General features: G+C 73.0%; 25 protein-coding genes and 1 CRISPR repeat array. Of the genes, 12 read left to right on the top strand and 13 right to left on the bottom strand.

Annotated elements, in window-relative coordinates; all coding sequences use genetic code 11:
• The first annotated feature begins 271 nt into the window (after nucleotides 1-271).
• Nucleotides 272-1027, top strand: a complete 756-nt coding sequence (locus tag C229_RS0114935; RefSeq protein WP_033424362.1) for an alpha/beta hydrolase — start codon at nucleotides 272-274, stop codon at nucleotides 1025-1027.
• A 121-nt stretch (nucleotides 1028-1148) separates the two neighbouring features.
• Nucleotides 1149-1931: an alpha/beta fold hydrolase gene (locus C229_RS0114930; RefSeq protein ID WP_033424361.1), complete on the top strand. Its 783-nt coding sequence runs from the start codon at nucleotides 1149-1151 to the stop codon at nucleotides 1929-1931.
• 481 nt (nucleotides 1932-2412) lie between these two features.
• On the opposite strand, the gene C229_RS0114925 is transcribed toward C229_RS0114930, so the two are convergent.
• The 3 genes from C229_RS0114925 to mce form a co-directional block, all read right to left on the bottom strand.
• Nucleotides 2413-4032, bottom strand: coding sequence for an AI-2E family transporter (locus C229_RS0114925; RefSeq protein WP_018655882.1), 1620 nt, complete (start codon nucleotides 4030-4032; stop codon nucleotides 2413-2415).
• Nucleotides 4033-4223: 191 nt separating this feature from the next.
• A complete protein-coding gene (locus tag C229_RS0114920) occupies nucleotides 4224-5552 on the bottom strand; it encodes a DivIVA domain-containing protein (protein WP_018655881.1) in 1329 nt (442 codons plus the stop codon).
• Between the two features lie 331 nt (nucleotides 5553-5883).
• Complete coding sequence (mce, locus tag C229_RS0114915; RefSeq protein WP_018655880.1) at nucleotides 5884-6306, bottom strand: methylmalonyl-CoA epimerase; 423 nt, start codon at nucleotides 6304-6306, stop codon at nucleotides 5884-5886.
• A 113-nt stretch (nucleotides 6307-6419) separates the two neighbouring features.
• Here mce and C229_RS0114910 point away from each other — a divergent pair, with 113 nt between their 5' ends.
• Nucleotides 6420-7610 carry an acetyl-CoA C-acetyltransferase gene (locus tag C229_RS0114910; protein WP_026313810.1) on the top strand — a complete coding sequence of 397 codons (1191 nt, stop codon included), beginning with the start codon at nucleotides 6420-6422 and terminating at the stop codon, nucleotides 7608-7610.
• A gap of 19 nt (nucleotides 7611-7629) precedes the next feature.
• Here the strand turns inward: C229_RS0114910 and C229_RS0114905 are convergent, their stop codons facing one another.
• The gene (locus C229_RS0114905) at nucleotides 7630-8340 is read right to left on the bottom strand and encodes a DUF4230 domain-containing protein (protein WP_155884842.1); all 711 of its coding nucleotides are present in this window, start codon (nucleotides 8338-8340) and stop codon (nucleotides 7630-7632) included.
• A gap of 124 nt (nucleotides 8341-8464) precedes the next feature.
• On the opposite strand from C229_RS0114905, the gene C229_RS0114900 reads away from it, so the two are divergent.
• The gene (locus C229_RS0114900; protein WP_018655877.1) at nucleotides 8465-8788 is read left to right on the top strand and encodes a DUF3817 domain-containing protein; all 324 of its coding nucleotides are present in this window, start codon (nucleotides 8465-8467) and stop codon (nucleotides 8786-8788) included.
• Nucleotides 8789-8838: 50 nt separating this feature from the next.
• Here C229_RS0114900 and C229_RS0114895 read toward each other — a convergent pair whose 3' ends face one another.
• Together C229_RS0114895 and C229_RS32915 are read right to left on the bottom strand one after the other, a co-directional pair.
• Nucleotides 8839-10095, bottom strand: coding sequence for a hypothetical protein (locus C229_RS0114895; protein WP_018655876.1), 1257 nt, complete (start codon nucleotides 10093-10095; stop codon nucleotides 8839-8841).
• Nucleotides 10088-10858 carry an ATP-binding cassette domain-containing protein gene (locus C229_RS32915; RefSeq protein ID WP_018655875.1) on the bottom strand — a complete coding sequence of 257 codons (771 nt, stop codon included), beginning with the start codon at nucleotides 10856-10858 and terminating at the stop codon, nucleotides 10088-10090. The genes C229_RS0114895 and C229_RS32915 overlap by 8 nt, the downstream gene beginning before the upstream one ends.
• Nucleotides 10859-11149: 291 nt before the next feature.
• Between C229_RS32915 and C229_RS0114885 the strand changes: the two genes are divergently transcribed.
• Nucleotides 11150-12085, top strand: a complete 936-nt coding sequence (locus tag C229_RS0114885) for a tetratricopeptide repeat protein (protein ID WP_240487266.1) — start codon at nucleotides 11150-11152, stop codon at nucleotides 12083-12085.
• 148 nt (nucleotides 12086-12233) lie between these two features.
• A complete protein-coding gene (locus C229_RS0114880; RefSeq protein WP_018655873.1) occupies nucleotides 12234-13637 on the top strand; it encodes an NAD-dependent malic enzyme in 1404 nt (467 codons plus the stop codon).
• Nucleotides 13638-13641: 4 nt separating this feature from the next.
• Here C229_RS0114880 and C229_RS34995 read toward each other — a convergent pair whose 3' ends face one another.
• A complete protein-coding gene (locus C229_RS34995) occupies nucleotides 13642-14367 on the bottom strand; it encodes a hypothetical protein (RefSeq protein ID WP_205624485.1) in 726 nt (241 codons plus the stop codon).
• A 165-nt stretch (nucleotides 14368-14532) separates the two neighbouring features.
• Here C229_RS34995 and C229_RS0114870 point away from each other — a divergent pair, with 165 nt between their 5' ends.
• The 4 genes from C229_RS0114870 (at nucleotide 14533) to C229_RS0114855 (ending at nucleotide 18256) form a co-directional block, all read left to right on the top strand.
• Nucleotides 14533-15105, top strand: coding sequence for a YqgE/AlgH family protein (locus C229_RS0114870; protein ID WP_026313806.1), 573 nt, complete (start codon nucleotides 14533-14535; stop codon nucleotides 15103-15105).
• Nucleotides 15106-15126: 21 nt separating this feature from the next.
• Nucleotides 15127-15381 (top strand): DUF3039 domain-containing protein, encoded by a 255-nt coding sequence (locus C229_RS0114865; protein WP_018655871.1) that lies wholly within the window; start codon nucleotides 15127-15129, stop codon nucleotides 15379-15381.
• Between the two features lie 127 nt (nucleotides 15382-15508).
• Nucleotides 15509-16474: a zinc metalloprotease gene (locus C229_RS0114860; RefSeq protein WP_018655870.1), complete on the top strand. Its 966-nt coding sequence runs from the start codon at nucleotides 15509-15511 to the stop codon at nucleotides 16472-16474.
• Between the two features lie 36 nt (nucleotides 16475-16510).
• On the top strand, nucleotides 16511-18256 hold the full coding sequence (locus tag C229_RS0114855) for a DEAD/DEAH box helicase (RefSeq protein WP_018655869.1): 1746 nt from the start codon (nucleotides 16511-16513) through the stop codon (nucleotides 18254-18256).
• Here C229_RS0114855 and C229_RS0114850 read toward each other — a convergent pair.
• The 4 genes from C229_RS0114850 to C229_RS0114835 are packed head-to-tail and all read right to left on the bottom strand — an operon-like array spanning nucleotide 18253 to nucleotide 21456.
• A complete protein-coding gene (locus C229_RS0114850; protein ID WP_018655868.1) occupies nucleotides 18253-18978 on the bottom strand; it encodes an ATP-binding cassette domain-containing protein in 726 nt (241 codons plus the stop codon). The genes C229_RS0114855 and C229_RS0114850 overlap by 4 nt on opposite strands.
• Before the next feature lie 8 nt (nucleotides 18979-18986).
• Nucleotides 18987-19505, bottom strand: coding sequence for a gluconokinase (locus C229_RS0114845; RefSeq protein ID WP_018655867.1), 519 nt, complete (start codon nucleotides 19503-19505; stop codon nucleotides 18987-18989).
• Nucleotide 19506: 1 nt separating this feature from the next.
• Nucleotides 19507-20085, bottom strand: coding sequence for an isochorismatase family protein (locus C229_RS0114840; protein ID WP_018655866.1), 579 nt, complete (start codon nucleotides 20083-20085; stop codon nucleotides 19507-19509).
• 57 nt (nucleotides 20086-20142) lie between these two features.
• On the bottom strand, nucleotides 20143-21456 hold the full coding sequence (locus C229_RS0114835) for a nicotinate phosphoribosyltransferase (protein ID WP_018655865.1): 1314 nt from the start codon (nucleotides 21454-21456) through the stop codon (nucleotides 20143-20145).
• A gap of 127 nt (nucleotides 21457-21583) precedes the next feature.
• Between C229_RS0114835 and clpS the strand changes: the two genes are divergently transcribed.
• A complete protein-coding gene (gene clpS / locus C229_RS0114830; RefSeq protein ID WP_018655864.1) occupies nucleotides 21584-21880 on the top strand; it encodes an ATP-dependent Clp protease adapter ClpS in 297 nt (98 codons plus the stop codon).
• A 16-nt stretch (nucleotides 21881-21896) separates the two neighbouring features.
• On the top strand, nucleotides 21897-22427 hold the full coding sequence (locus C229_RS0114825) for a DUF2017 domain-containing protein (protein WP_018655863.1): 531 nt from the start codon (nucleotides 21897-21899) through the stop codon (nucleotides 22425-22427).
• A gap of 96 nt (nucleotides 22428-22523) precedes the next feature.
• A CRISPR array of direct repeats spans nucleotides 22524-22943; the repeat unit is 29 nt; unit sequence TGTTGCGACCCCTCGTAGGGGCGATGGGG.
• 297 nt (nucleotides 22944-23240) lie between these two features.
• Here C229_RS0114825 and C229_RS0114820 read toward each other — a convergent pair.
• Nucleotides 23241-24389, bottom strand: a complete 1149-nt coding sequence (locus C229_RS0114820) for a methyltransferase domain-containing protein (RefSeq protein WP_018655862.1) — start codon at nucleotides 24387-24389, stop codon at nucleotides 23241-23243.
• A complete protein-coding gene (tgmB, locus tag C229_RS0114815) occupies nucleotides 24386-25348 on the bottom strand; it encodes an ATP-grasp ribosomal peptide maturase (protein WP_026313804.1) in 963 nt (320 codons plus the stop codon). Before tgmB ends, C229_RS0114820 begins: the two co-directional genes overlap by 4 nt.

Below are 25348 nucleotides of genomic sequence, written 5' to 3'. Positions count from 1 at the left end.
GCTGAGGATCGCCGCCATTGGCACCGTCCTTGCTGGGCCGCGCGGGGGCGTAGGGCGCCGCGCCGCCGCTGATCTGGAGCGGGGCATCCGGCGCCATTGTGGCTTGTGCGCGCCGGTCGTCTTCGTGCTGGGCAGGGTGGCGTGTGACGTGGGGGTCTCACCGTTCGCATTTGCGCTGAGTCTGTGGTGGTTCTGTGGGGATCGCTTGCTTTGGGGGTGCGGGGGGTTGGGGCTGGGCGGGAGACTGAGGTGAGGTTGAGGGGAGGACGTTATGGGTGAGATTCGTGCTGCTTCGGTGTTGCCTGCGCGTAGGGAGGAGATCGTCCTGCACACGGGGGACGGGCTGGAGCTGGTCGGGGAGCTGGCGTTGCCCGTCGAGCGGGAGCCCGTCGCGACGCTGGTGTGCCTGCATCCGCTGCCGACGGCCGAGGGCATGATGGACAGTCACGTGCTGCGCAAGGCGTCGTACCGGCTGCCCGCGCTCGCCGACGTCGCCGTGCTGCGGTTCAACACGCGGGGCACCGCGTCCGCGCGCGGGACGAGTCAGGGCGAGTTCGGCGAGGGCGAGACCGAGCGGCTGGACGTCGCCGCCGCGCTGGAGTACGCCGAGTTCCACGATCTGCCGCATCCGTGGCTGTTGGGCTGGTCGTTCGGCACGGAACTGGCCCTCAAATGGGGCCGCGACCCCCTCACCGAGGGGATCGTCCTGCTGTCGCCGCCGCTGCACCGCGCCACCGACGCCGACCTCGACGCGTGGGGCGAGGACGGCCGACCCGTCGTCGCGCTCGTCCCCGAGCACGACGACTACCTGCGTCCGGCCGAGGCGCGCGAGCGGTTCAAGCGGATTCCGCAGGCCGAGGTGATCGGTGTCGAGGGCGCGAAACACCTGTGGGTGGGCGAACCGTACGTCCGCATCGTGCTGGACGAGATCGTCAAGCGCGTCGCACCGGCCGCGCATCCGCTCCCCACGGCGTGGGACGGTCCGGCCGGAGAACCGGCTCCGCAAGATCGGACAAACGGGGCTTAAACCCTCCCGGCCGATCGCGGCCAGCCGTTCGCCGAACGCGGGGACGCGGGGTGACGATTGGCGGGCCGCCCCCCGAACGGCGGGGGGCCGAGCGGAGAACGGGAAGGATGATCCCCGCGCCATGACAGCGCAGTTGTTCGCCCGGGATGTCGGAACCGGCCCACCCCTGCTCCTGCTGCACGCGTTCCCGCTGTCGTCGGCCATGTGGCTGGCGCAGCGGGAGGGCCTGGCGGCGAGGTTCCGCGTCGTCACGCCCGACTTGCGCGGGTTCGGCGGTAGCCGGCTCGGCGACGACGAACCGTCCGTCGACCTCATGGCGGACGACGTCGCCCTCCTGCTGCGCCGCCTCGGCATCGCCCGCGCGGTGATCGGCGGCGTCTCGATGGGGGGATATGTCGCGATGGCGCTGTGCCGTCGTCACCCGGACGTCGTGAAGGGGCTGCTGCTCGCCGCGACGCGCGCGACCGCCGACACCGACGCGGTGCGCGACGTCCGGCTCCGGCATGCCGAGACGTTGGAGCGGGACGAGAACGTGGCCGTCCTGGTGGACGAGGTGCTGCCGGGACTCGTCGGCTCGACGACGATGCGCCAGCGCGCCCTCGTCTACGGTCGCGTCCGCGGTCTCGTCCAGGCGACCCCGCCGGCGGCGGCGGCCTGGGCGCAGCGCGCGATGGCCGTCCGATCCGACGCGTTCGCGACCCTGCGCGACGTGAAGGTGCCCGCCCTGATCCTGCACGGCGACGAGGACGCCCTCGCGACCGAGGACGAGGCCCGCGCCATCGCCGACGCCCTCCCGAACGCCGAACTCCAGACCATCCCGCGCTCGGGCCACCTCACCCCGGTCGAACAGCCCGACCTCTTCAACCAGACCGTCGCCGAGTTCACCGCCGCCCTGGGCCCTTAGCCGCCGAATCGTCCGGACCGTCCCACGCTCCGGTCACTTCGTCCCGGTCGAACAGCGCGACCATTTCAACCAGGCCGTTGTCGAGTTCACCGCCGCCCTGGTCCCTGGACGCCGGATCGGCCGCGCGCGACGCTCATCGACGTCGTCGTCTCGGTCTCGGGCTGCCTACGTCGGCCTGTTCGCGCCCGACGTCCGTCGGTGTCGTGGTCTCGGTCTCGGGTCGCCTGCGTTGGCTTGTTCGGGCCCGAGGGTCCATCGTCGTTGTGAGCTCGGTCCACGGGCCGCCTGCGTTGGCCTGTTCGCTTTCGAGGTCCATCGTCGTCGTGGTCTCGGTTCGCTGGCCGCCTGCGTTGGCCTGTTCGGGCCCGGCTCCCATGGACGTCGTGGTCGCGGCCCACCGGCCGCCTGCGTTGGTTCGTCTGCTCGCATGTGCGGTCACCGGGTGCGCGCTCGCAGGTTCGTGTCGTCGTGCGGGTGTCGGTCACATGGTTTCTTGGCGGGGGAGGACGACCTCTCGGATGATCAGGGCGATGGCCGCGGCCGTGGGGATGGCCAGGAGGGCGCCGACGACGCCCAGGAGGGTGCCGCCCACCAGGGCCGCGACGATGGTCACGGCCGGGGCCACGTCCACCGTGCGCTTCATGACGCGGGGGTAGAGGAGGTAGTTCTCGACCTGCTGGTAGACGACGTAGAAGATGATGGCCGCGATGCCCTCGTAGAGGGAGCCGGACAGGAAGACGACGAGGCAGACGAGGGCCGCGCCGATCGTCGCGCCGACGAGCGGGATCAGGGCCGTGACGGCGACGATGAGGGACAGCGCCAGGGCGTAGGGGACGTCGAGGATCGTCAGGAAGACGTACGACGCGACGCCCGCGATGAACGCGATCGTGGACTGGCCCGCGACGTAGCCGCCGATGCGCTCCAGGATCTCGTCGCCGAGCAGCGCGACGCGGGCGCGGCGGGAGCGCGGCGCGAGCTGGTAGGCGAACGTCTTGATCTGCGGCAGCGAGCTGAGGAAGTACAGCGTGAGGATGAGGACGGTCAGCGTCTGGAACGTCCCGCTGAGGGCCTGTTTGGTGACGTCCAGCGCCGTGCTGGCGACACGTTCCTGGACCTTGGGGTCGCTCCACATCTTCTGCGCCTGGTCCAGGAGCTGGTAGCGCCGGTCCCAGTCGGCGATGCGCTGGTTGCTCTGAAGTTGTGACAGGTAGTTCGGGATGTTCTCGGTGAGCTGGGTGGCCTGCTCGACGAGCGGCGGGATCAGCGACGCGACGAACCCGGCGAAGAACAGGAGCAGCGCGAAGAACACGACCGCGACGGCCCATCCCCGCGACAGCCCGACCCGGCGCAACCGTTCGACGGCCGGGTTGAGGCCGATCGCCAGGAACAGCGCGACGACGAGCATGACGATGACGGACTTGGCGCTCGTCGCGGCCCGCACCAGCAGCCAGGCGGTGATGACGCCGAGCGCCGCCGTGAACCCGAAGACGAACGGGTGCGCGCGGCCGAGCGGGTTCCCGGGCCGCCCGAACGGGAACATCGGGTTGACGCCCGCCTCCAGCCGACGCTGTTCGAGGTCGTGCGCGGGGTCGGGCGCGTCCGGGTCGGGCATGGCGCGGGGCGGCGCCGCGACCGTTCCGGACATCCGCGCCGGGACGCCGCCCGCCGCCGCGCCGGGGACGTCACCGGGCGGCACGCCGCCGCCCGCACCGCCGCCGCCGTCCTCGTCGCGGGTGAGCGCGCCGCTGGGCGCGCCGACCTCCTGCGCCGGTGTCGTCGGCTCCCAGGACGACTGCCGCGCGGCCCGCGTCTCGCGCGCCCGCCGCGCCGCCGACCGGACGCCGCCCGCCGCGCGCCGCGCCGTCTTCCCGGCCGCCGCACCCGCCCGCGCGAACACCCCCGGAGACGCGGAGTCCCCCGGCGGCTCGCCGGCCGGGGAGGATTCGGACGTCTCCCCGGAGGGGTCGCCGGTCCCGGCCGCCTCGGCGCCGGACGGACGGTCGTCGTCCCCCGCGGGCGCGGGAGAGGGAACCTTGGGCGCGTCGCCGGACGCGGATGCGGACGTGTCGTCGTCGTCGCGACGGGGGGTCTCGTCGGGCACGCGTACTCCTCAGATGCTGCCGACCCGGGGGGCCGAGGCGGGGGACCCGTGTCTACCCGGGTGAGATGACGAAAAGCCTAGAGGCGTTCCCGCCTCCAGGCTTTTCGTCGGTGGTACCGGCGGAGACCGGCGGCACGGAGCCGCCGTCCTTCACCGTGGTGCGGTGGAACGTCCCCGCGAGGGGGGTCGCGTCACTCCTGCCACCAGTCCTCGTCGTCCTCGTCGGCGGGCTTGGCCTGCGGCTTGGGCGCGGGCTTGGGGGCCGGCTTGGGGGCGGACGCGGCGGCGGGGGCGGGGGCGGGCTTGGCCTCGGCGGCCGGGATCTCGGCCCGGGGGGCGGGCGGGGCGGCCAGTTCCTCGCCACCGCCGCCGCCCATGGCCGGCGCGACGCCGCCGATGAGCTGCCGGAGCTGGTTGAGGTGGGAGGTGATGCTGTCGCGCTGGCGGGTCAGCTCGTCGACCTGGCGCTGCGCGGCGGTGCGGACGCGGTCGGCCTCGGCCTTGGTCTCGGCGAGGAGCTGCTCGGCCTGCGACTTGGCCTCGGCGATGACGTTGTCGGAGTTCTTGCGCGCGTTGGCCATGAGCTGCTTGGCGTGCGAGTCGGCCTCGCGGCGGGTCTGCTCGGCCTGCTGGGTGGCCTTGGCGGCCCGCTGCTCGGCGGACGCGGCGCGCTGCTCGGCCTCGGCGACGAGCTTCTGCGTGGCGGCCTGGGCGTTGGCGTGCCGCTCGGCGTCCTGCCGGTCGGCCTCTTCGCGGCGGGCGGCGAGCTGGATCTCGAACTCGGCCTCGGCCTGGGCGCGCTGGGCCTCGCTCTCCTCCAGGATGCGCTGGGCCTGCGCGCGCATCTCGTCGGCCTGCCGCTTGGCCGTGGTGAGGATCTCGTCGCGCTCGCGCTTGGTGGACGCGCGGAGCTGCGCGACCTCGCGCTCGGTGGTGGTCCGCAGCTTGGCGATCTCGCGCTCGGCGGCGGCGCGCTTCTCGGCGACCTCGTGGTCGGCGGTGGCGCGGAGCTTGGCGACCTCGCGCTCGGTCGTGGAGGTCAGCTCGTCGGCCTCGCGGCGGGCGGAGGTGCGCACCTCCTCGGCCTCGCGTTCGGCGGCGCCGCGCATGTCGTCGCCCTCGCGCTGCGCGGTGGCGCGCAGTTCGCTGGCGTCGCTCTCGGCGGTGGCGCGCTGCTCGGCGGCGTCGACCTTGGCGGCGGCCTTGATCTCGTTGGCCTCGCTGCGGGCGGCCTGGACGAGTTCGGTGGCCTGTTCCTCGGCGAGCCGCAGGAGCTGCTCGATGCGGGCGCCGAGGCCGGAGTAGGTCGGGCGTTCCTGCTCCTGGAGCTGGCGGTGCGCGTCCGACAGCTCGCGCTGGAGGGTCCCGGTCTGCTCGCGCGCGGTCCGGACCTCGCGGTCGAGTTGCTTGATGTGGTCGTCGACCTGGTGCCGGTCGTAGCCGCGGAGCACCACGTCGAACTCGCGTGGAGACGGGTCTTCGAAGATGTTGCTGAGCTGGGCGTCGATGTCGGACTGCATTGGCTCAATCCTGAGGTGACGGGGCTGCGGGTGGTTCCGGGGACCGGGTGAACGCCTGGCTGGACGGCTCTTGGCCCCAGACCTCTCCTCCGGCGAAAGCAGCGTACTCCGAGCGCTGCCGTGTTGGGGGCTCAACTGGACGCGCTGCGTGGTTTGTCCCTTTTCGTTACCACGTGGGGAGCGGTCCATGCCTCTCGCCGGTCCGCGATCCCCGTCGACCAAAAGCACCAGAGGCACCGGAACGGTCACAGAGCGGTGCTGTGACGGCACATGATCATGTTTGTGATATCGAACACATCACGATCTGCCGCCGTCCGGTTTCGGCGGCGGCTTACGGCTTCTGCACCAGTTCGGTCAGCACGCCGTGCGCGTCCTTCGGGTGCAGGAAGGTGATCCGCGAACCCATCGACCCCCGGCGCGGGGCGTCGTACAGGACCCGGACGCCCTTGGCGGCGATGCCGTCCGCCTCGTCCTGGACGTCCCCGTCGGTGCCGAACGCGATGTGGTGCACGCCCTCGCCGTTCTTGGCGAGCCACTTGGCGACGGGGGAGTCGTCGCGGATCGGCTCCAGGAGCTGGATGTAGCTGGCGGCGCCGTCCCCCGTCTCGTTGATCTTCAGCATGGCCTCGCGGACGCCCTGCTCCTCGTTCACCTCCACGTGCGCGTCGGTGAAGCCGTAGGTGTCGCGGTAGAAGGCGACGGTGGCGTCGAGGTCGTGGCAGGCGATGCCGATGTGGTCGATGCGGGTGAGCACGGGTGCCTCCAGGTAGATCGGGACGAAGCGGACGAAAGGCCGGTGGGCGGGGTCGGACGACCTCGTGGGTATGGTGGCAAACGTCGCCGCCGAACCCTTGTGGAGGCCCCCTCATGTCTGCGAACTCCGTGATCGTCGCGGGAGCGCGTACCCCCATCGGGCGCCTGCTCGGCTCCCTCAAGGACTTCACCGCCGCCGATCTCGGCGGGCACGCGATCAAGGCCGCGCTGGAGCGCGCCGGGATCACCGGCGAGCAGGTGCAGTACGTCATCCTGGGCCAGGTCCTCCAGGCGGGCGCGGGCCAGATCCCGTCCCGGCAGGCGGCGGTCAAGGCGGGCATCCCGATGACGGTCCCGTCGATCACCGTCAACAAGGTGTGCCTGTCCGGCCTGGACGCCATCGCCCTGGCCGACCAGCTCATCCGCGCCGGAGAGTTCGACATCGTCGTGGCGGGCGGCATGGAGTCGATGACGCAGGCGCCGCACGTGCTGCCCAAGTCGCGCGGCGGCTACAAGTACGGCTCGATCGAGGTCCTGGACCACATGGCCCACGACGCGCTCACCGACGCGTTCGACGGCCTGTCCATGGGCGAGTCGACCGAGGGTCACAACGCCCGCCTCGGCATCACCCGCGAGGAACAGGACGCGTTCTCCGCCCGGTCGCACCAGCGCGCCGCCGAGGCCGCCAAGAACGGCCTGTTCGACGCGGAGATCGCGCCGGTGGAGATCCCGCAGCGGCGCGGCGAGCCCGTCGTGTTCGCCGCCGACGAGGGCGTCCGCCCCGACACCACGGCCGAGTCGCTGGGCCGCCTGCGTCCCTCGTTCCGCAAGGACGGCACGATCACCGCCGGTTCGGCGTCGCAGATCTCCGACGGGGCCGCCGCCGTCGTCGTCATGTCCAAGGCCAAGGCGCAGGAGCTGGGACTGAGCTGGATCGCCGAGATCGGCGCGCACGGCAACGTCGCGGGGCCGGACAACTCGCTGCACTCGCAGCCCAGCAACGCGATCCGGCAGGCGCTCGGCAAGGAGGGCCTGACCGTCGACGACCTCGACCTGGTGGAGATCAACGAGGCGTTCGCGGCGGTCGGCATCCAGTCCGTGCGCGACCTCGGCATCGACGAGGACAAGGTCAACGTCAACGGCGGGGCGATCGCCCTCGGCCACCCGGTCGGCATGTCCGGCGCCCGCATCGTGCTGCACCTGGTGCACGAGCTGGCCCGGCGCGGCGGCGGCGTCGGCGCCGCCGGCCTGTGCGGCGGAGGCGGGCAGGGCGACGCGCTCATCCTGCGGGTGCCCGCCTCCTGACGCGTTCTCGGCGGGGGTCCTACTGGCCCCCGCCGATCTCCACCTTGACCGTGGTGAAGCCGAGGGCCTTGAGGAAGTTCTCCAGCATCAGCTTGGTGTTCTGGTCGGCGCGGGCCTGGAGGCCGCTCTCCTTGGCGGCGTCCTGGATCTTCTGCGCGGCCAGGACGTGGAGCTGCTGCTGGTTGCCGGGGTTGGCGGCGAACGCGTCGCCGATGCGGTTGGTCAGGCCGCGCGAGGTCGAGACCGGGTAGCTGCCCTTGGGATCGAGGTTGGCCCGGTCGAGCTGGGCGTGCGGGAGCCGCACGGTGACGGTGGTGCGTTCCTCGTTGATGGTGATCGCGCCGTCGGCGATCTTGGAGAAGTCGACGTAGGCGTCGACGGTGCCCTTGCCGACGAACAGCGTCCGGGTGCCGCGGATCGCGTCCGGCAGGTACTTGCTGTCCTTCTCCAGGTCGACGATCACCTGGAAGTTGCCGCTCGCGGCGTCGTAGCGGGACAGGTCGCGGATGGACTCCAGCAGCGCGGGGCCGCTGCGGTCCTTGGTCTCCTCGGCGAACGGATTGAGCCAGCGCGGCAGCGAGTCCAGCGTCTGCTGGGCGACGAGCAGCGCGGCGACGGTCGCGACGACGAGCAGCAGCGCGGTGAGCGCGCCTCGGCGCCGGGCCGCCGGGGGCGGATTCTGACGGGCGGACTCGTGGGGGGAGTCGTCGTGCGTGTCCGACGTTGCCATGTACCGGTGCATTCCCGATGAGAACGCGTCCTCACCTGTCGGCGGGAACGGGTCTGCGGATGGGTGTGACGGGCGGCACAGCCGGGGCGGAAACCGCGCCGGGCGTCCGGTACGTTCTCCGGTCGTGAACATCGTGCGCATCCTGCGGTACGTCTCCATCGCCGAGGCGACCTCCTTCCTGCTCCTGCTGCTCGTGGCGATGCCGCTGAAGTACTGGGCGGAGTTCCCGATCGCCGTGTCGCTGACGGGAGCCGCGCACGGCGGCCTGTTCATCGCCTACGTCGGCCTCGTCGTGATCGCGCGCGGCGAGCTGGGCTGGACGTGGGGCCGCACGCTGCTCGCCCTCGTCGCCGCCGTCCTGCCGGTCGCTCCGTACCTCGTCGAGCGCCGCTGGATCAAGCCGGTCGAGGAGGCCCGCGCGAGCCGGGAGGTGCCCGCGGGCGCCTGACCCGGCCGGGAACGGCGTGAGCACGGCGGGCCCGGGGGGACTCGCCGTGCTCACGCGGCGTCGTGCGGGGTGTGGCGGAAGGTGCGGGCGCCGAGCGCGCACCGCTCGTAGGACGTGTAGTGCCCGCGCAGCCAGGCGCGGCGCGTCTCCTCGGGCCAGGCGCCGAAGCGGCGGGCGGTGGCGGGGTCGTCCAGGGCGGGCGCGGCCGTGCCGAGCAGCCAGGAGTCGACCAGGGCCCGGTACTGCGCCGTCCGCGCCGACGGGCAAGGGTAGTGGCTGACGAGCCCCGCGATGATCTGGCGGGCCGCGCGTTCGCCGTGCCCCGGCGACAGGTCGTCGTCCAGGTGGACGACGGCGACGCCCGCCCGCACCCCCGCCGGACGGCGCACCGGGCCCTGCTCGACGCGGGTGAACGCGGCGGGCGTGCCGGTGAGCCGCGCGGCCAGCGGCGTCGCGGACGCGGTCACCGCCGGGAGCGCCGCCCGCAGCGCGGGATGCACGCACACGGTCAGCGGCCAGTCGCGGCAGATGAGCGCCGCCGGAGCGGGCTGGACGGGCCGCGCCCCCGCCAGCCCCACCGCGGCGGCGGCCGACGCGGCGAGGGCCAGCGCCAGCGGCGCGACGAGCGCCCGCCGCCGGTCGAGCCAGGCGGTGTAGCCGAGGACGAGCGCCGCCGTCAGCCCCAGCGACCACAGCGTCTGCGCGGCGAGGACGGCCGGGCGCAGCGTGCTGAACAGGTCGACGCGGTCGTAGGCGGCGGGCGGCAGCAGGCTCCACAGGCCCGTCCCGGCCGGGCGCAGCAGCGCCCACGGCAGCGCGACCGCCGCCACGGCGAGCGGGGTGGGCGCGCGGGGGACGACGCGTCCGGTCAGGTATCCGGCGACGACGTGCAGCACGAGCGCCGCCGCCCCCGGCAGCAGCCCGAGGGGCGCCGGGGCGCCCGCGTCCTGGCGGGACAGCGTCTCGGCGGCGAGGGCCAGCGCGACGAGCGCGTAGGCGGTGAGCGCGGCGACGGCGAGCAGCAGCAGGTCGAGCAGCGCCGCCGTGGCGGGGGAGCGGGCGGTGAGGTCGTGCAGGAAGTCGAGGCGGCGTTCCCGCACCCCGGCCCAGGCGGCGAGCCCGGCCGCGAGCGGCGCCATGACGCGGGTGGCGTCGAGCAGCGCGACGACCGAGTTGTCCCAGTAGCCGACGCCGGGCACCAGCGACGGCCACCCGGCCAGGCAGCCGGTGACGGCCAGCAGCGGCACCGCGATGATCAGCGCGGCGCGCCGGGCGTCCTGCCGGAGCGCCCGGCCGAGTTCAGACACCGGTTCCCGCGAAGCGCGCGGCGCGCGCGAACGGCCCGGCCAGGGAGCGGCGCAGCGAGCGGCGCGGCGGCAGGGGGGAGCCGAAGGGCGGGGTGGCCGCGCCGGGCGCGTCCGACAGGCGGCCCCGCGTGAGCGTGAACACGCGGTCGCACCAGACGTCGAGCGCGGCCGGGGCGGTGCCGGTGACGAGCACGACCGGGGCGAGCGAGCGGATCAGCGGGACGAGGTCGGCGGCGGCGGTGTCGTCGCCGGGACGTCCGGCGGCGAGCCGGGACAGCGGCTCGTCGAGCAGGACGATGTCGGGTTCGTGCACGCAGGTGGCGGCGAGCCCGGCGCGCAGCCGCACCTCGGGCGGGAGGTGGGCGAGCTGGGTGCCCGCGGCGTCGGTGAGGTCGGCGCGGTGCAGCGCGGCGCGGGCCGCGCCCGACCGCATTCCCTTGTAGTAGGCGGCGTACGCGACGAATTCACCGGCGGTCATCTGCGGCGCCCAGGCGAAGCGGGCGGGCAGATAGCCGATGCGCGCGCGAATGGCGCGCAGCCCGGCGGAATTCCCGGTATCGTGCCCGAGAATTTCCAGCGCGCCCGTCGTCGGCCGGCGCAGGGTCGCGAACGTGGCCAGCAGCGTGGTCTTGCCCGTGCCGGGCTGACCGGCCAGGCCGGCGACGCCGCCGGTGACGCCGAGGTCGGACGGACGCAGCAGCCACCGGCCACCGCGGCGGACTCCCAGCCCCGTGGCCACGATCGCGGAACGATCCGCGATCATGAAAGTCAATTCTCCTGAAATGTCTATTGCCCGGTGGCGGCTGCGCACCGCCCTCCGGGCCTCGGTCCTGCGACTATAGCCATTCATGGTGCTGGCTGTCAGCTCACTTGGGTCCGCATTCGGTGGTCTGTTGAATTTCGTATTTCGCCGGAATTGCACGCCATTGCGACCCTGTGCGTCCGCGCGGCCGGGACCACCGCGTTCGGCTCGCAGCGGACGGCGGCACCGACGGCGCCGGTCATGGGGCAGGATGGACCCATGCCTTCTCGGGACTTTTCGTTGCACGGGGCCGTGGATCTCGGGGCGCGGCAGGCCGCCGCCAAGAAGCAGCAGGAGCGGCGCGCCCAGGCCGCGAACGCCCCGGCCGGCGCCGCTCCGCCCGCCGGCGCCGTCGCCGCCGTCGTGGACGTCACCGACCAGACCTTCAACGCCGAGGTCGTCGAACGCTCGCAGACCGTGCCCGTCCTGGTCGACTTCTGGGCCGAGTGGTGCGGGCCGTGCAAGCAGCTCGGGCCGATCCTGGAGAAGCTGGCCGCCGAGGCCGCCGGGTCCTGGGTCCTGGCCAAGGTCGACATCGACGCCAACCCCCAGCTCGCCCAGTACATGCAGCAGATGGGCGTGCGCGGCATCCCGTTCGTCGCGGCCGTCGTCGGCGGGCAGCTCCTGCCGTTCCTCAACGGCGCCGCCCCCGAGCCGCAGGTCCGCCAGGCGATCGACCAGCTCTTCGACGCGCTGCGCAAGGAGGGGCTGCTGCCCGACGGCCCGCCGCCCGGCCCCGGCGCCGACCCGGCCGCCGGGCCCGCGCAGCCGCCCGTCGACCCGCTGCTGCTGGAGGCCGAGGACGCCCTGCAGAACGGCGACCTCGACCTGGCCGCCGAGAAGTTCCAGGCGCTGCTGGCCGCGAACCCGCGCGACGAGGACGCCGCCGGGGGCCTCGCGCTGGTCGAGCTGAGCCGCCGCGTGCGCCACCTGGACGCGAACCAGGCCGTCGCCGCCGCCGAGGCGGCCCCGGCCGACGCCGCCAAGCAGACGGCCGCCGCCGACGTCGAGATGGTCACCGGCCAGGTCGACGCCGCGTTCGCCCGGCTGATCGCCGCCGTCCGCCGCACCGCCGGGGACGACCGCGAGGCCGTCCGCAAGCACCTGCTCGACCTGTTCGCGATCCTGCCCCCCGACGACCCGCGCGTCGGCAAGGCCCGCCGCGCGCTCCAGTCGGCCCTGTTCTGACCGCGCCGCCGCTCCCGGCCTGATCGGGCCACCGCGCGGGCCGGGGCGGCGTATGCTCGACGGCGCCGACGGCGTCCGCGTGGCCTGCGCGGACGCCGCGCCCGCGGGCGCAGGCGTCCGTCCGGGGACCAGCTTAGGGAGCAGTGTCGTGGCCAGCGTGCCCAGCGTTTCGTACTCCATCACCGTCCGGCTGGAGGTGCCCGCCGGGGGCAAGGCCGTCAGCCAGATCACGCACGTGGTCGAGAACGCGGGCGGCATCGTCACCGCGCTCGACGTCAACACGGCGGGCCACGAGACGCTGCGGATCGACGTCACGATCGCCACCCGCGACACCGACCACGCCGAGGCCATCGCCGCCGCGCTGGAGAAGCTGTCCAGCATCCGCATCCACAAGGTCAGCGACCGCACGTTCCTCATGCACCTCGGCGGCAAGATCGAGATGCAGTCGAAGGTGCCGCTGCGCACCCGCGACGAGCTGTCCATGGCGTACACGCCGGGCGTCGCGCGGGTCTCGCTGGCCATCGCCCGCAACCCCGAGGACGTCCGCCGCCTGACGATCAAACGCAACAGCGTCGCGGTCGTCACCGACGGCTCGGCCGTGCTCGGCCTCGGCAACATCGGGCCGGAGGCGGCGCTGCCGGTGATGGAGGGCAAGGCGGCGCTGTTCAAGCGGTTCGCGGGCATCGACGCCTGGCCGATCTGCCTCGACACCCAGGACACCGACGAGATCGTCCGCACCGTGCAGATCCTCGCCCCGGCGTTCGGCGGCATCAACCTGGAGGACATCTCCGCGCCGCGCTGCTTCGAGGTGGAGCGGCGGCTGCGCGAGCTGCTGGACATCCCGGTCTTCCACGACGACCAGCACGGCACCGCGATCTGCGTGCTCGCGGCGCTGACGAACGCGCTGCGCGTCGTCGGCAAGGACATCGCGGACGTGCGGATCACGATGGCGGGCGCGGGCGCGGCCGGGACCGCGATCCTGCGGCTGCTGCTGCACGCGGGCGCCCGCGACGTCATCGTGTGCGACTTCAAGGGCGCCGTGCACCTGGGCCGCGACGACCTGGACGACTCGCTGCGCTGGATCGCGGAGAACACCAACGCCGACGGCTACGCGGGCGACCTGCGCGGCGCGGTCAAGGGCGCGGACGTGTTCGTCGGCGTCTCGGCCCCCGGCATCCTGTCCGCTTCGGACGTCGCGACGATGAACGACGACGCGATCGTGTTCGCGCTCGCCAACCCCGAGCCGGAGATCTCCCCGGACGAGGCGCGCGAGCACGCCGCCGTGGTCGCGACGGGCCGCAGCGACTACCCGAACCAGATCAACAACGTGCTGGCGTTCCCGGGCGTGTTCCGGGGCCTGCTGGACGCGCAGGCGGGCGAGGTCGAGCAGGAGATGCTGCTGGCCGCCGCGACGGCGCTGGCCGAGGTCGTCACCGACGACGAACTCGGCCCGAACTACATCATTCCGAGCGTCTTCCACCCGGACGTGAGCAACCGCGTCGCGGGCGCCGTCCGGGAGGCCGCCGGAGGCCGCCCGCGCACGGAGGCGTAGCGGCTCAGGCGGAGTCGCGGCGGAAGATCTGCTCGCGGCGGCGCGGCCACAGCCCGCCGTACCAGAGGATGATCGCGCCGGTCACGACGATGCCGCCGCCGGTCGCGGCCCGCGCCCACAGCACGGCCGACTCCGGGCCGGTCTCGGGGAGTTCGCCGGGGGGCGTGGGCGCGGCGCCCGTCTTGCAGTTGGCCGTCAGCGTCCGCGCGCGGACCGGGCTGTTCTCCCACGTGACCCGGACGACGGTGCGCCGGTCCTCGCGGAGCTTGACGGTCGTCGTGCGGGACGCGCCGCCGGTGAGGGTGCCGGGCACGGACGCCGAGTCGTCGTCGCGCTCGATGCCGTAGTTCTGCGTCTGCGACCCGGTGTTGCGGACCGTCACCTCGACCTCGCGGGCGGGGCAGTCCACGTTGCCGATCGTGGCCTCCAGCGGCACGACGGTGCGGGTCCGGGTGGGGCTGGGCGTCGGCGGGACGGACGTCCGGGTGGGCGTCACGGTCGGCGTCGGCGTGGGCGCCGTGCGGGTCGGCGTCGGGGTGGGCGTCGTCGGGGTGGGGCGCGGCGACGCGGTGGCCGTCCCGGTGGGGGAGTCCTCGGGGGTGGGCGTCGTCTGGTTCCCGGCCGGGGCCGCCTCGCGGGAGTCGGTCGCCCAGCTCACCAGCGGTGGAACGGCGATCAGTGCCCCGATGACGAAGAAGACGGCGGCGATGATCACCCTGGGCAACTGCATCTCGCGTCCTCCCCGGCCCTCGCGCCAAGCGCGCGCCAGCAGATCGTCAAACGCTCTCCATGTTCATCCTCAGTGTGCCGATATCCCCACGCAAGGGGGAAGCTAACGGCGCAACCCGCACGGGAACGTGCCCGGGGACTCCCCGGACGGCGCATCATGGGGGACATGGACGACGGCATCAGGGTGGGCCTTCTGCTGGTGGCGACCCCGCAGCTCGACGACCCCAACTTCCGGCGGACGGTCGTCCTGGTCGTGGAGCACGACCGGGAGGGCGGCACGCTCGGGGTTGTCCTCAACCGGCCGACCGAGGTCCCGGTCGACCGCATCCTGGAACCCTGGGCCGAACTGGTGACGGGCCCGCCGCTGGTCTTCCAGGGCGGGCCGGTCGCACTGGACAGCGCGCTCGCCCTCGCCCGGCTCCCCGGCGACGACGAACCGCTCGGCTGGCGCGGCCTGGAGGCCGCCGAGGTGGCCCGCGTCGGCCTGGTCGACCTGGACGCGCCGCCGTCGCTGCTCGCCGGCGACCTGCTCCAGCTCCGCGTCTTCGCGGGGTACGCGGGCTGGTCGGCGGGCCAGTTGCGCACCGAGGTCGAGGAGGGCGCGTGGTACCTCGTCCCGGCCGAGCCCGGTGACGTGTTCGCCGCCGACCCCGAGCGCCTCTGGCCGGAGGTGCTGCGCCGGCAGGGCGGCGACCTGGCGTTCGTCTCGACCTTCCCGGACGACCCGACCCTCAACTGAACCTCGAATAAGGTGACTGACGTGAGTACGAAGATCCTTCCCGAGAGCGACACCCGGCCGGACCTCTCCCACGGTGACGGCGACCACGAGCGGTTCGCCCACTACGTGAAGAAGCAGAAGATCACCGAGAGCGCGGTGTCCGGCTCCCCGGTGATCGCGCTGTGCGGCAAGGTCTGGGTGCCCAACCGCGACCCCAAGAAGTTCCCCGTGTGCCCGGAGTGCAAGGAGATCTACGAGTCCATGCAGTCCGGCGGCGACGGCGGCGGCGACAAGTAACCCGCCGCCGAACGGCGATGCGTCCGGTGTTCCCGGGCCCGAGCAGGAATGATCGGGTCCGGGAACACGGCTCTTTTCGCATCGGGGGATGGGCATGGCGCGAGGTCTCGTCGTTTCAGCGTGCGCGTTGGCGGTCACGTTCTGTGCGGTCCCGGCCGCGTCGGGTGTGCAGCCGCGCACCGAGCCCGACCCGTGCGCCCCGGCGGCGGCCCGCGTCGCCGGCGGCCCCGCGTCCGCCCTGTTCGACCGGCTCGGCCGCGACCGCAGCGACCTGGAGCCGGACGAGGTCGTCCGGCTGCTGGACGACCTGCGCGCCGCCCTGCGCGACCGGTACGGCACCGACGACGAGACCCGCCTGGACGGCAGGCTGCGCCGTGCGGCGCCGATCACCGTGCCGGTGCGCTTCCACGTCCTGCACAGCGGGGCGGACGGGCGGCTGACGCGCGCCGAGGTCGACCGGCAGATCGCGACGCTCACCACCGCCTACCGCAGCACCGACGTCACGTTCCGCCTCGATTCGGTCGACTACACCGACAACGACGCCTGGTACCGCGACCCCGAACGCTACGAGCGGACGCTGAAGCGGCGCCTGCGCCAGGGCGGCGCCGAGACGCTGAACCTGTACACGGCGGCGGTCGGCGCGGACGTCCTCGGGTTCTCCTCGTTCCCGCAGCAGTACCGCCAGGACCCGGTGCTGGACGGCGTCGTCGTCGACCACCGCAGCCTCCCCGGCGGCGCCTACCAGAACTTCGACCTCGGCTACACCGCCGTGCACGAGACCGGGCACTGGCTCGGCCTGTTCCACACGTTCGAGAACGGCTGCACCGCGCCGGGCGACGGCATCGACGACACCCCGTACGAGGCGGGCCCCGCGCAGGGCTGCCCGGAGGGCCGCGACACGTGCCCGCAGCCGGGCGCCGACCCCGTCCACAACTTCATGGACTACAGCCACGACGCCTGCATGCGCGAGTTCACGGCCGGTCAGGGACTGCGCGTCCGCGCCGCGTGGGCGGCCTATCGCGCCCCGGCCGCCGAGGGGAGGCGCACCACACTTGCGGCGGTCGCCGCGCATTCTGTCGTCCCCAGTCGGTAGCCTTCGATGACCGTGAGCACTTTCGCCGCACCCGACATGCCCCCCGCGTTCCCCGAACGGGCCGCCTGGGGGACGGCGTCGTCCCTGCGCGCCTGGCAGCAGCAGGCCCTGGAGCGCTACTTCGGCCCGGACGGCACCGCCCCGGGCCCGCGCGACTTCCTGGCCGTCGCCACGCCAGGCGCGGGCAAGACGACGTTCGCGCTGCGGCTGGCCCGCGAACTGCTCGACCGCCGCCTCATCGCGGCGATCACGGTGGTGTGCCCCACCGAGCACCTCAAGCGGCAGTGGGCGGAGTCGGCGGGCCGCGTCGGCATCAAGATCGACCCCGAGTACCAGAACGGGCAGGGCAAGGTCGGCAAGGAGTTCCACGGCATCGCGGTCACCTACGCGACGGTCGCGGCCCGCCCGGCGCTGCACCGCAACCGCACCGAGAGCCAGAACACGCTCGTCATCTTCGACGAGGTGCACCACGCGGGCGACGGCCTGTCGTGGGGCGACGCCGTCCGCGAGGCGTTCGAGCCCGCCAAGCGGCGGCTGGCGCTGTCGGGCACGCCGTTCCGCACCGACATCAACCCGATCCCGTTCGTGGAGTACGAGGAGGGCGGCGACGGCATCCGCCGCAGCCGCGCCGACTACACCTACGGGTACGGGCCCGCCCTGGCCGACGGCGTCGTCCGCCCGGTGATCTTCCTTGCGTACGCGGGCGAGATGCGCTGGCGCACCCGCGCGGGCGACGAGATCACCGCGACCCTGGGCGAACCCCTCACCCAGGACCAGACCTCCCAGGCGTGGCGGGCCGCGCTCGACCCCAAGGGCGACTGGATCAAGCAGGTCCTGGCCGCCGCCGACCGCCGCCTCACCGAGCTGCGCCGCGCCATCCCGGACGCGGGCGGCCTCGTCATCGCCACCGACCACGAGACGGCCCGCGCCTACGCCAAGATGCTGCGCGAGGTGTGCGGGCAGGGCGCGACGATCGTCCTGTCCGACGATCCGGGCGCGTCCAAGAAGATCAAGCAGTTCGCCGACACCGACGACCGCTGGATGGTCGCGGTCCGGATGGTGTCCGAGGGCGTCGACATCCCGCGTCTGGCGGTCGGGGTGTACGCGACGTCCACGAGCACGCCGCTGTTCTTCGCGCAGGCGGTCGGGCGTTTCGTCCGGGCCCGGCGGCGGGGCGAGACGGCGTCGGTGTTCCTGCCGTCGGTGCCGACGCTGATGGGGCACGCGGCCGAGATGGAGACCGAGCGCGACCACGTCCTCGACCGGCCCGTCCGCGAGGACGGCCTCGACGACGACCTGCTCGCGGAGGCCAACCGCGAGCGCAACACCCCCGACGACCTCGGGGAGGAGTTCGCGTTCGAGACCGTCGAGGCGTCGGCCACGTTCGACCGCGTCCTGTACGACGGCGGCGAGTTCGGCATGCAGGCGGCGCCCGGCTCGGCCGAGGAGGAGGAGTTCCTCGGCATTCCGGGCCTGCTGGAGCCCGACCAGGTCAGCCAGTTGCTGCGCAAGCGCCAGGCCGACCAGATCGCGGGGGAGCGGAAGCGCAAGACGGGCGACCCCCGCGAGGACCGCACCGCCGCCGAAGACCTGCACGCCCTGCGCAAGGAGCTGAACGGCCTCGTCGGCGCCTGGAGCCACCGCACCGGCCAGCCGCACGGCGTCATCCACAACGAACTGCGCCGCACCTGCGGCGGCCCGCCGCTGGCCCAGGCCAGCGGCGAGGAGGTCCGCAAGCGCATCACCAAGATCCGCGACTGGGCGAACAAGCGCCGGTCCTAGAAGAATCCGCGTGCGTAGGGGTCGTCGGAGGCGGCCAGCGTGGCGAGGTCGCCGGTGGCGACGATCCGTCCGGCGCGCATGAGGACGGCGCGGTCTGCGGCCTTGGTCGCGGTGAGCATCGGCACGTCGTGGGTGATGACCAGGACGGCGGCGCCCGCGTCGGCGTAGCGGCGCAGCGTGACCCAGACGCCGTAGGCGGCCGCGGCGTCCAGTGAGGCGGTCGGCTCGTCCGCGACGAGGACGCGGGGCTCGGGCAGCAGCGCTGCGGCGAGCGCGGCGCGCTGGATCTGGCCGCCCGAGTGCTGGGCCGGGAGCAGTTCGGCCGATTCGTCCGGGTATCCGGCGGCGGCGCAGGCGCGGGCGACGCTCCAGCGGCCGTACCGCTCCTCCAGCGCGCGGAGCTGCGCGCCCACGGTGTCCTCGGTGTGGAAGGCCGTGACGCCCGCCTGCGGCAGCAGCCCGACGGTGCCGCGCCGCAGCCGCCGCCACTGGCGCTCGCCGCGCACCGGCTCGCCGTCGATGCGCACCTCGCCGGTGCTGCGGGCGGTGTCGGGGAGGACGCCGGCGAGCGCGGCGGCGGCGATGGACTTGCCGCAGCCGGACTCACCGAGCAGCACGGTGATCTTCCCGTCCGGCACGGCGAGATCGACGGCGTCGAGCACCGTCTCCTTCCACCGGCCGGTGTCGATGTGGACGGTGAGTTCGCGCAGTTCGGCGGGCATCGGGCCGTTCAGTCCTCGCCCAGGTAGTCCATGACGCGTTCGACGATGGCGTCCGGGGGGTCGGTGACCGGGACGTACAGGGCGTTCTCGTCGTCGGCGGGGGGTTCCAGGTCGCGGAACTGGCTGGCGATCAGGTCGGCGCGGAAGAAGTGGCCGCTGCGCTCGACCAGGCGGCGGGTGATGGTGGCGCGGTCGCCGTCGAGGTAGACGATGAGGACGCGCGGGTCCTCGGCGTGCAGGGCCTCGCGGTACTTGCGCTTGAGGGCCGAGCAGGCGACGACGGCGGGGCGGCCGTCGTCCAGCCGGTCACCGATGAACGCCGCCAGGGACCGCAGCCACGGCTCGCGGTCCGCCTCGGTGAGCGGCTTGCCCTCGCGCATCTTCGCGACGTTGGCGGGGGTGTGGTAGTCGTCGCCCTCGGTGTACTCGTAGCCGAGGGCACCGGCCAGGAGCTTGCCGATCGTCGACTTGCCGCTGCCCGCGACGCCCATCACGAGGACGATGTGCGGCTTCTGCTCGCTCTCCACGTCAGCCGCGCACGACCGGGGCGCCGGTGAGTTCCACGCCCTCGCCCGCCAGTTCTGCGAGCGCGCGGTCGGTCGTCTCCCGGGCGACGCCCGCCGTCAGGTCGAGCAGGACGCGGGTGCCGAGGCCCGTGCGGACGGCGTCCACGGCGGTCGCGCGGACGCAGTGGTCGGTGGCGATGCCGACGAGGTCGACGTCGGTGACGCCGCGCTCGAACAGCCAGGTGGCCAGCGGCGTGCCCGCGTCGTCGGCGCCCTCGAAGCCGCTGTAGGCGGCGGTGTCGTGGCCCTTGCTGAACACGGCCTCGACGCGGCCGAGCCCGAGCGCCGGGTGGAACTCGGCGCCGGGGGTGCCGATCACGCAGTGCGGCGGCCAGGAGTCGCGGAAGTCGGGCGCGTCGGAGAAGTGGGCGCCGGGGTCGTGGTGGTAGTCGCGGGTGGCGACGATGTGGTCGTACTCGGCGGCGTGCTCGTCCGCGTAGCGCGTCACGGCGGCGGCGACGTCCGCGCCGCCGCCCACGGCCAGCGACCCGCCCTCGCAGAAGTCGTTCTGCACGTCGATGATGATCAACGCCTTGCCCATGTCCGCTCCTCTGCCCGCCTTATCCCTATATAACCTGCCACCCTCGCACGGTATGCGTCACCGCCGGGGCCCGGCGTCGATGATCTCGGTCGGCAGGGCCGGTTCGCCCCGGGAGAGCTGCGTCGCGGTGGCGGGAAGCTCGGCGAGGGCGGCGCGGTGACGGTCGCGGGCGGCGGTGAGGGGTTCCCGGCCGACGATCTCGCCGCCGCGCACCAGCGGGACCTGGAGCAGGCGGTCGCGGCGGCCCGGGTCGGGCGTGCCCGTGGTGACGACCTCGGCGGACGCGATGCCGCGCGCGTCCACGCGGCGGAACGCCGACTTGCGCCCGCCCCGGCTCGGCTTGCCCGTCGAGCGCTTGGCGACCGGGCGCAGCGCCGTGTCCGGGTCGTCGCCGTCGGCGCGGGCGACCAGCTTGTAGACCAGCGACGCCGTCGGCGCGCCCGAGCCCGTCACCACCGACGTGCCGACGCCGTAGCCGTCCACCGGCGCGGCGGCCAGCGCGGCGATGCCGTACTCGTCCAGGTCGCCGGTGACCGTGACGCGGGTGCCGTGCGCGCCGAGCGCGTCGAGCTGCGCACGGACGCGCCGCGCGACCTCGCCCAGATCGCCGCTGTCGATCCGCACCGCGCCCAGGCCCGGCCCGGCCAGCTCCACCGCCGTGCGGACCGCGCGCTCCACGTCGTAGGTGTCCACGAGCAGCGTCGTCGCCGCGCCCAGCGAGTCGAGCTGCGCCTGGAACGCGTGCCGCTCGCTGTCGTGCAGCAGCGTGAACGCGTGCGCGGACGTGCCCGCCGTCGGCACCCCGTAGCGGCGGCCCGCCTCCAGGTTCGACGTCGTCGTGAACCCCGCGATGTGCGCCGCCCGCGCCGCCGCCACCGCCGCGCCCTCGTGCGTCCGCCGCGACCCCATCTCGATCAGCGGCCGGTCCCCGGCGGCGTACGCCATCCGCGACGCCGCCGACGCGATCGCGCAGTCGTGGTTGAGGATCGACAGCACCAGCGTCTCCAGCACGACGGCCTCCGCGAACGGGCCCTCCACCGTCAGGATCGGCGACTCGGGGAAGTAGCAGTCGCCCTCGGCGTAGCCGGTGATCTCGCCGGAGAAGCGGTATCCGGCCAGCCACTCGGCCGTCGGCCCGTCCACGATGCCGGCGTCGGTGAGGTAGCCCAGCTCGGCGGTGCCGAACGTGAACGTCTCCAGCGCGTCCAGGACGCGGCCCACCCCGGCGACCACGCCGTACCGGCGCCCGGCGGGCAGGCTGCGCGCGAACACCTCGAACACCGACCGCCGATGCGCGGTCCCCGAGCGCAGCGCGGCCTGCACCATGGTCAGCTCGTACCGGTCGGTCAGCAGGGCGGTGCTGTCGTTCATGGTCACCGTGGCAGCCTACGACCCGGCGGTCCGCGCGTCCGGAGGCGGCCCGGCGCGTAGCATCGGGTACAGGCCAGCGGGTACACGCCCGGCTCCGGCGAGCGAGAAGGGAACACCCGGCGAGGCGATGAGCAACGCACCTGCACCGGTCGAACTCGACCGTCCCGACGCCGCCCAGGAGCAGGACCCGGACCGGCCCTGGCTGGCGATCGTCTGGAACGACCCGATCAACCTCATGTCGTACGTGACGTACGTGTTCCAGACGGTGTTCGGGTACTCCAAGTCCAAGTCCGAGAAACTGATGCTCGACGTCCACCACAAGGGCCGCGCCGTCGTCGCCAGCGGCGCCCGCGAGGAGATGGAGCGCGACGTCGAGATCCTGCACTCCTACGGCCTGTGGGCGACCGTCAAGCGCGACGACTGAAAGGGCAGGTGAACGCGTGACCCGCATCCGCAAGTCCCGCCAGGGCGTCGTGGTCGAACTCGACGACCAGGAGGCCGCCGCCGTCCGCGCCCTCATGGAACAGCTCCTCGGCCTGCTGGGCGACCCGCCCGCCCCCGACGACGAGCTGGCCGCGCTCGGCATCAGCGACTCGGCCGAGACCCCGGACGACCCGGTGCTGGCCCGTCTCTTCCCGGACGCCTACCAGGGCGACGGCGAGGCGGCCGACGAGTTCCGCCGCTACACCGAGATGGGCCTGCGCGACGGCAAACGCGAAGCCGCCCGCACGGTGCTGTCCGCCCTGGACGACCACACCGACGCCCGAGGCCACGTCCGCACCGTCCTGGACGAAAAACAGTCCCGGGCCTGGCTCACCAGCCTCAACGACCTCCGCCTGACCCTGGGCACCCGCCTGAACATCACCGAAGACCGTCCCCTCCCCCCACCGGGCGACCCACTACTCCCGCTCTACGCGGCCTACGACTGGCTAACAATGCTCCAAGACGACCTGGTCAACGCCGTCCACTAGCCACCCCGGCGCCCGCGAGCGCCCCCGGTCAACCGCCGCACGCCCGCCGGTGGCCGCACCAGCACCCGGGCGACCTCGAACGTTCAGCCAGGCCGCTGTTGCGACCCCCCGTAGGCGCGATTGGGAGCTGCTCTGCGTGGTCCCACACGCGCTCCTGCTGTGCGGTTGCGACCCCTCGTAGGGGCGATGGGGACGCCGGGCCGCCATCGTGGCGCACCTGCTGCGTCACGGGTTGCGACCCCTCGTAGGGGCGATGGGGACACCTCAGCCGCCGCGACCCCCGCCAGATCTCCATGTTGCGACCCCTCGTAGGGGCGATGGGGCACCCGAACCGGCCGCCGACGCGCGGCACGTGCTCGTGTTGCGACCCCTCGTAGGGGCGATGGGGACACCTCAGCCGCCGCGACCCCCGCCAGATCTCCATGTTGCGACCCCTCGTAGGGGCGATGGGGCTGCCATGTCTGCTCTGATGACGAATTTCGTCACGTGTTGCGACCCCTCGTAGGGGCGATGGGGCCCCACGGTAAAGCTGCAGCTCATCCGCTCATGCAGGTCCAGATTCTTCGCGAGGATTTCAGCGGGCCTCCGGTCGTGTTGCAGAGCCCGGCGTGTCGCTGAAATCCAGGCTTGGATCAGTGCTCAGGTTACGCCGGTGGGGTCCGTTCCGCAGTGTCCTCGCGTGAGGAGTTGGGGTGACGCCGAGCGGGAGGCTCTGGGGAACGGCGCCCGGCCGAACACCGGGCGAGCGCGGCACCGTGTGCTTCTCTGCCCGGTGGGGTGATCGGATGGGTGAGATCGGACTCCGGCGGGAGGTCAACTCCGGGGCGGGTGGTCCAGCCAGAGGCGGGTTTCGTGCTCGGTGATGAGGAGGCCGAAGCGGTCGAGGCCGGGTGAGCCGGTGTCGGTCCACTGCGTGAAGGCGGATTCGACCTCGTCCCAGAGGCGGCGGTCGCCGTACTGGGTGACGGTGTGGAGGCCGGACGGGCCGGAGGTGACCGACGCCCAGGAGCCGTTCGGGTCGCCGGTCTCGGCCAGGTGGTAGGTGAGGTGGCCGTCCTCGCTCATCGTGCGCGTCGTGAACAGGCGGGGAACGTGCAGGTGGAGGGCGAGTTCGGCGCCGTCGTCGGCCTCGGCGATCACGCGGGGGTCCAGGCGGGTCGTGGTCACGTCGGCGTCGTCGCGGTGGTGGGCGAACCAGACGGATTCCGGACGCTGCGCACGCAACAGCATGTATCCGGCGGTGCCGTGGAACGTACCGAGTCCGTAGCCGCCGGTGGTCGTGGTCATCCGGACGCGGAACCCGCCGATGCCCTCGGGCATCCACGGCAGGACCGCGCGTCCGCCGGGCTTGAGCTGCCGCACCCAGGCGTACGGGATGTCGCGTACGCCGACTGTGACGTGCACGGCGTCGTAGGGCGCGCGCGGCGGCCAGCCCTCGGCGCCGTCGCCGACGACGAGTTCCGGGGCGTAGCCCGCCGCCGCGACGTTCTCGGCGGCCTGGACGGACAGCCCGGCATCGACCTCGATGCTCACGACGTTCTCGGAGCCCACCCGGTCGGAGAGCAGCGAGGCGGTCCATCCGGTTCCGGTGCCGATGTCGAGAACGCGTTCGCCCGCGACCGGCGCGAGCAGTTCAAGGAAGGGAAAGACGATGCCGGGCGCCGAGTTCGAGGACGACGCCGACCCGTCCGGCGAGGCCGGGTCGGACGCGCCGTCGTCACGCTGTGTGATGATCGAGGTGTCCGCGTAGACCGCCGACCACCAGCCCTCCGGGTCGGCGCCGCGGTCGATGGCGCGCGGCGGCGGTCCCTCACCCCACCGGCACGGCTGCGCGTAGCCACGCGCCGGCACGAAGAGGTGCCGGGGAACGGCGTGCAGAGACCGTCGCCATTCGGGGTCGGTGAGATCCCCCGCCCGCTGGAGTGCGTCGGCCAATCGGTCGATACGCTCGGTCGTCTTCACAGTCCTCCTTCGAGTAGTCCGGCGAAGGCCGCCGTGATCGGCGCTCCCGTCGCTTCCTCCAGCCAGGCCCACTGCCCGTTCGGGTTGCACTCGAAGAAGACCGCCGCGCCGTCTTCGGTGACGCCGAAGTCGAAGCAGCCGAAGGCAAGGCCGAAATGCCGCAGATAGCGCACGGTGAATTCGGCCAGTCCGTCCGTCGGCTCGCACCAGGTGTGCGTGAGCCGGCCGTACGCTCGGCGCCAGTCGAGTTGCGGTGGATCTGCCGTGATCCGTACGCAGAACACCTGGTCGCCCACCACGGTGACGCGGAGGTCGGCGGACTTGTGGACGAGCCGTTGGAACAGATGCGCGGTTCCCGCGATGGATTCGTTGATCTCGTGCGCCTCGACCGGTTGGGTCCAGATCGTTCGTGGCCCGTCCGGGCTGATCTGCCGGACGAAGGCGAGCGGCTTGTAGATGATCTGATCGTGTTCCTCGGCGAAGGCCTGCGCCGCTTCGGGGTCGTTGGTGACGAGCGACGGTGGAATGCAAAATCCCAGTTCGGCCGCCAGGGCCAATTGCCGGACTTTCACAGCGGCGGCACGATTGGCGTCAGGATGGTTGACGTACAGGCAGCCCGGCAGATTGGCCAGGACGCCGCTCAGTCCTTCACGTGCCTCACGGGCGGCGAACTCCGCCGTCGGCGGCGCTAGGCCGGGCATGGGGGTGTGCCGGGTCGGCCGCCGCCGGTAGACCGCCCTGACGGCCGACAGATCGAGCCGCCGCGTCGTGGTCGCCAGGGCACCCGCCCACCCCCGCTGTTCTATGCGGGCTGTGAAGGAGACGTCGGCGGGAAAATCCGCGCCGGGGTCCATCCGGACCACCGGCACGCCACGCCGCGCGAGTTCCAGCGTCACGCCGTCGGCCGTCACGTCGTCCAGCTCGCTGAGCACGAGTACCGGTCGCTCGTCGCGCGCCAC

It is taken from the genome of Actinomadura flavalba DSM 45200, from assembly GCF_000374305.1.
GTDB classification, from domain to species: domain Bacteria; phylum Actinomycetota; class Actinomycetes; order Streptosporangiales; family Streptosporangiaceae; genus Spirillospora; species Spirillospora flavalba.
The sequence above is the reverse complement of the archived record's forward strand: the minus strand, read 5'-3'. Positions and strand labels throughout refer to the sequence as shown.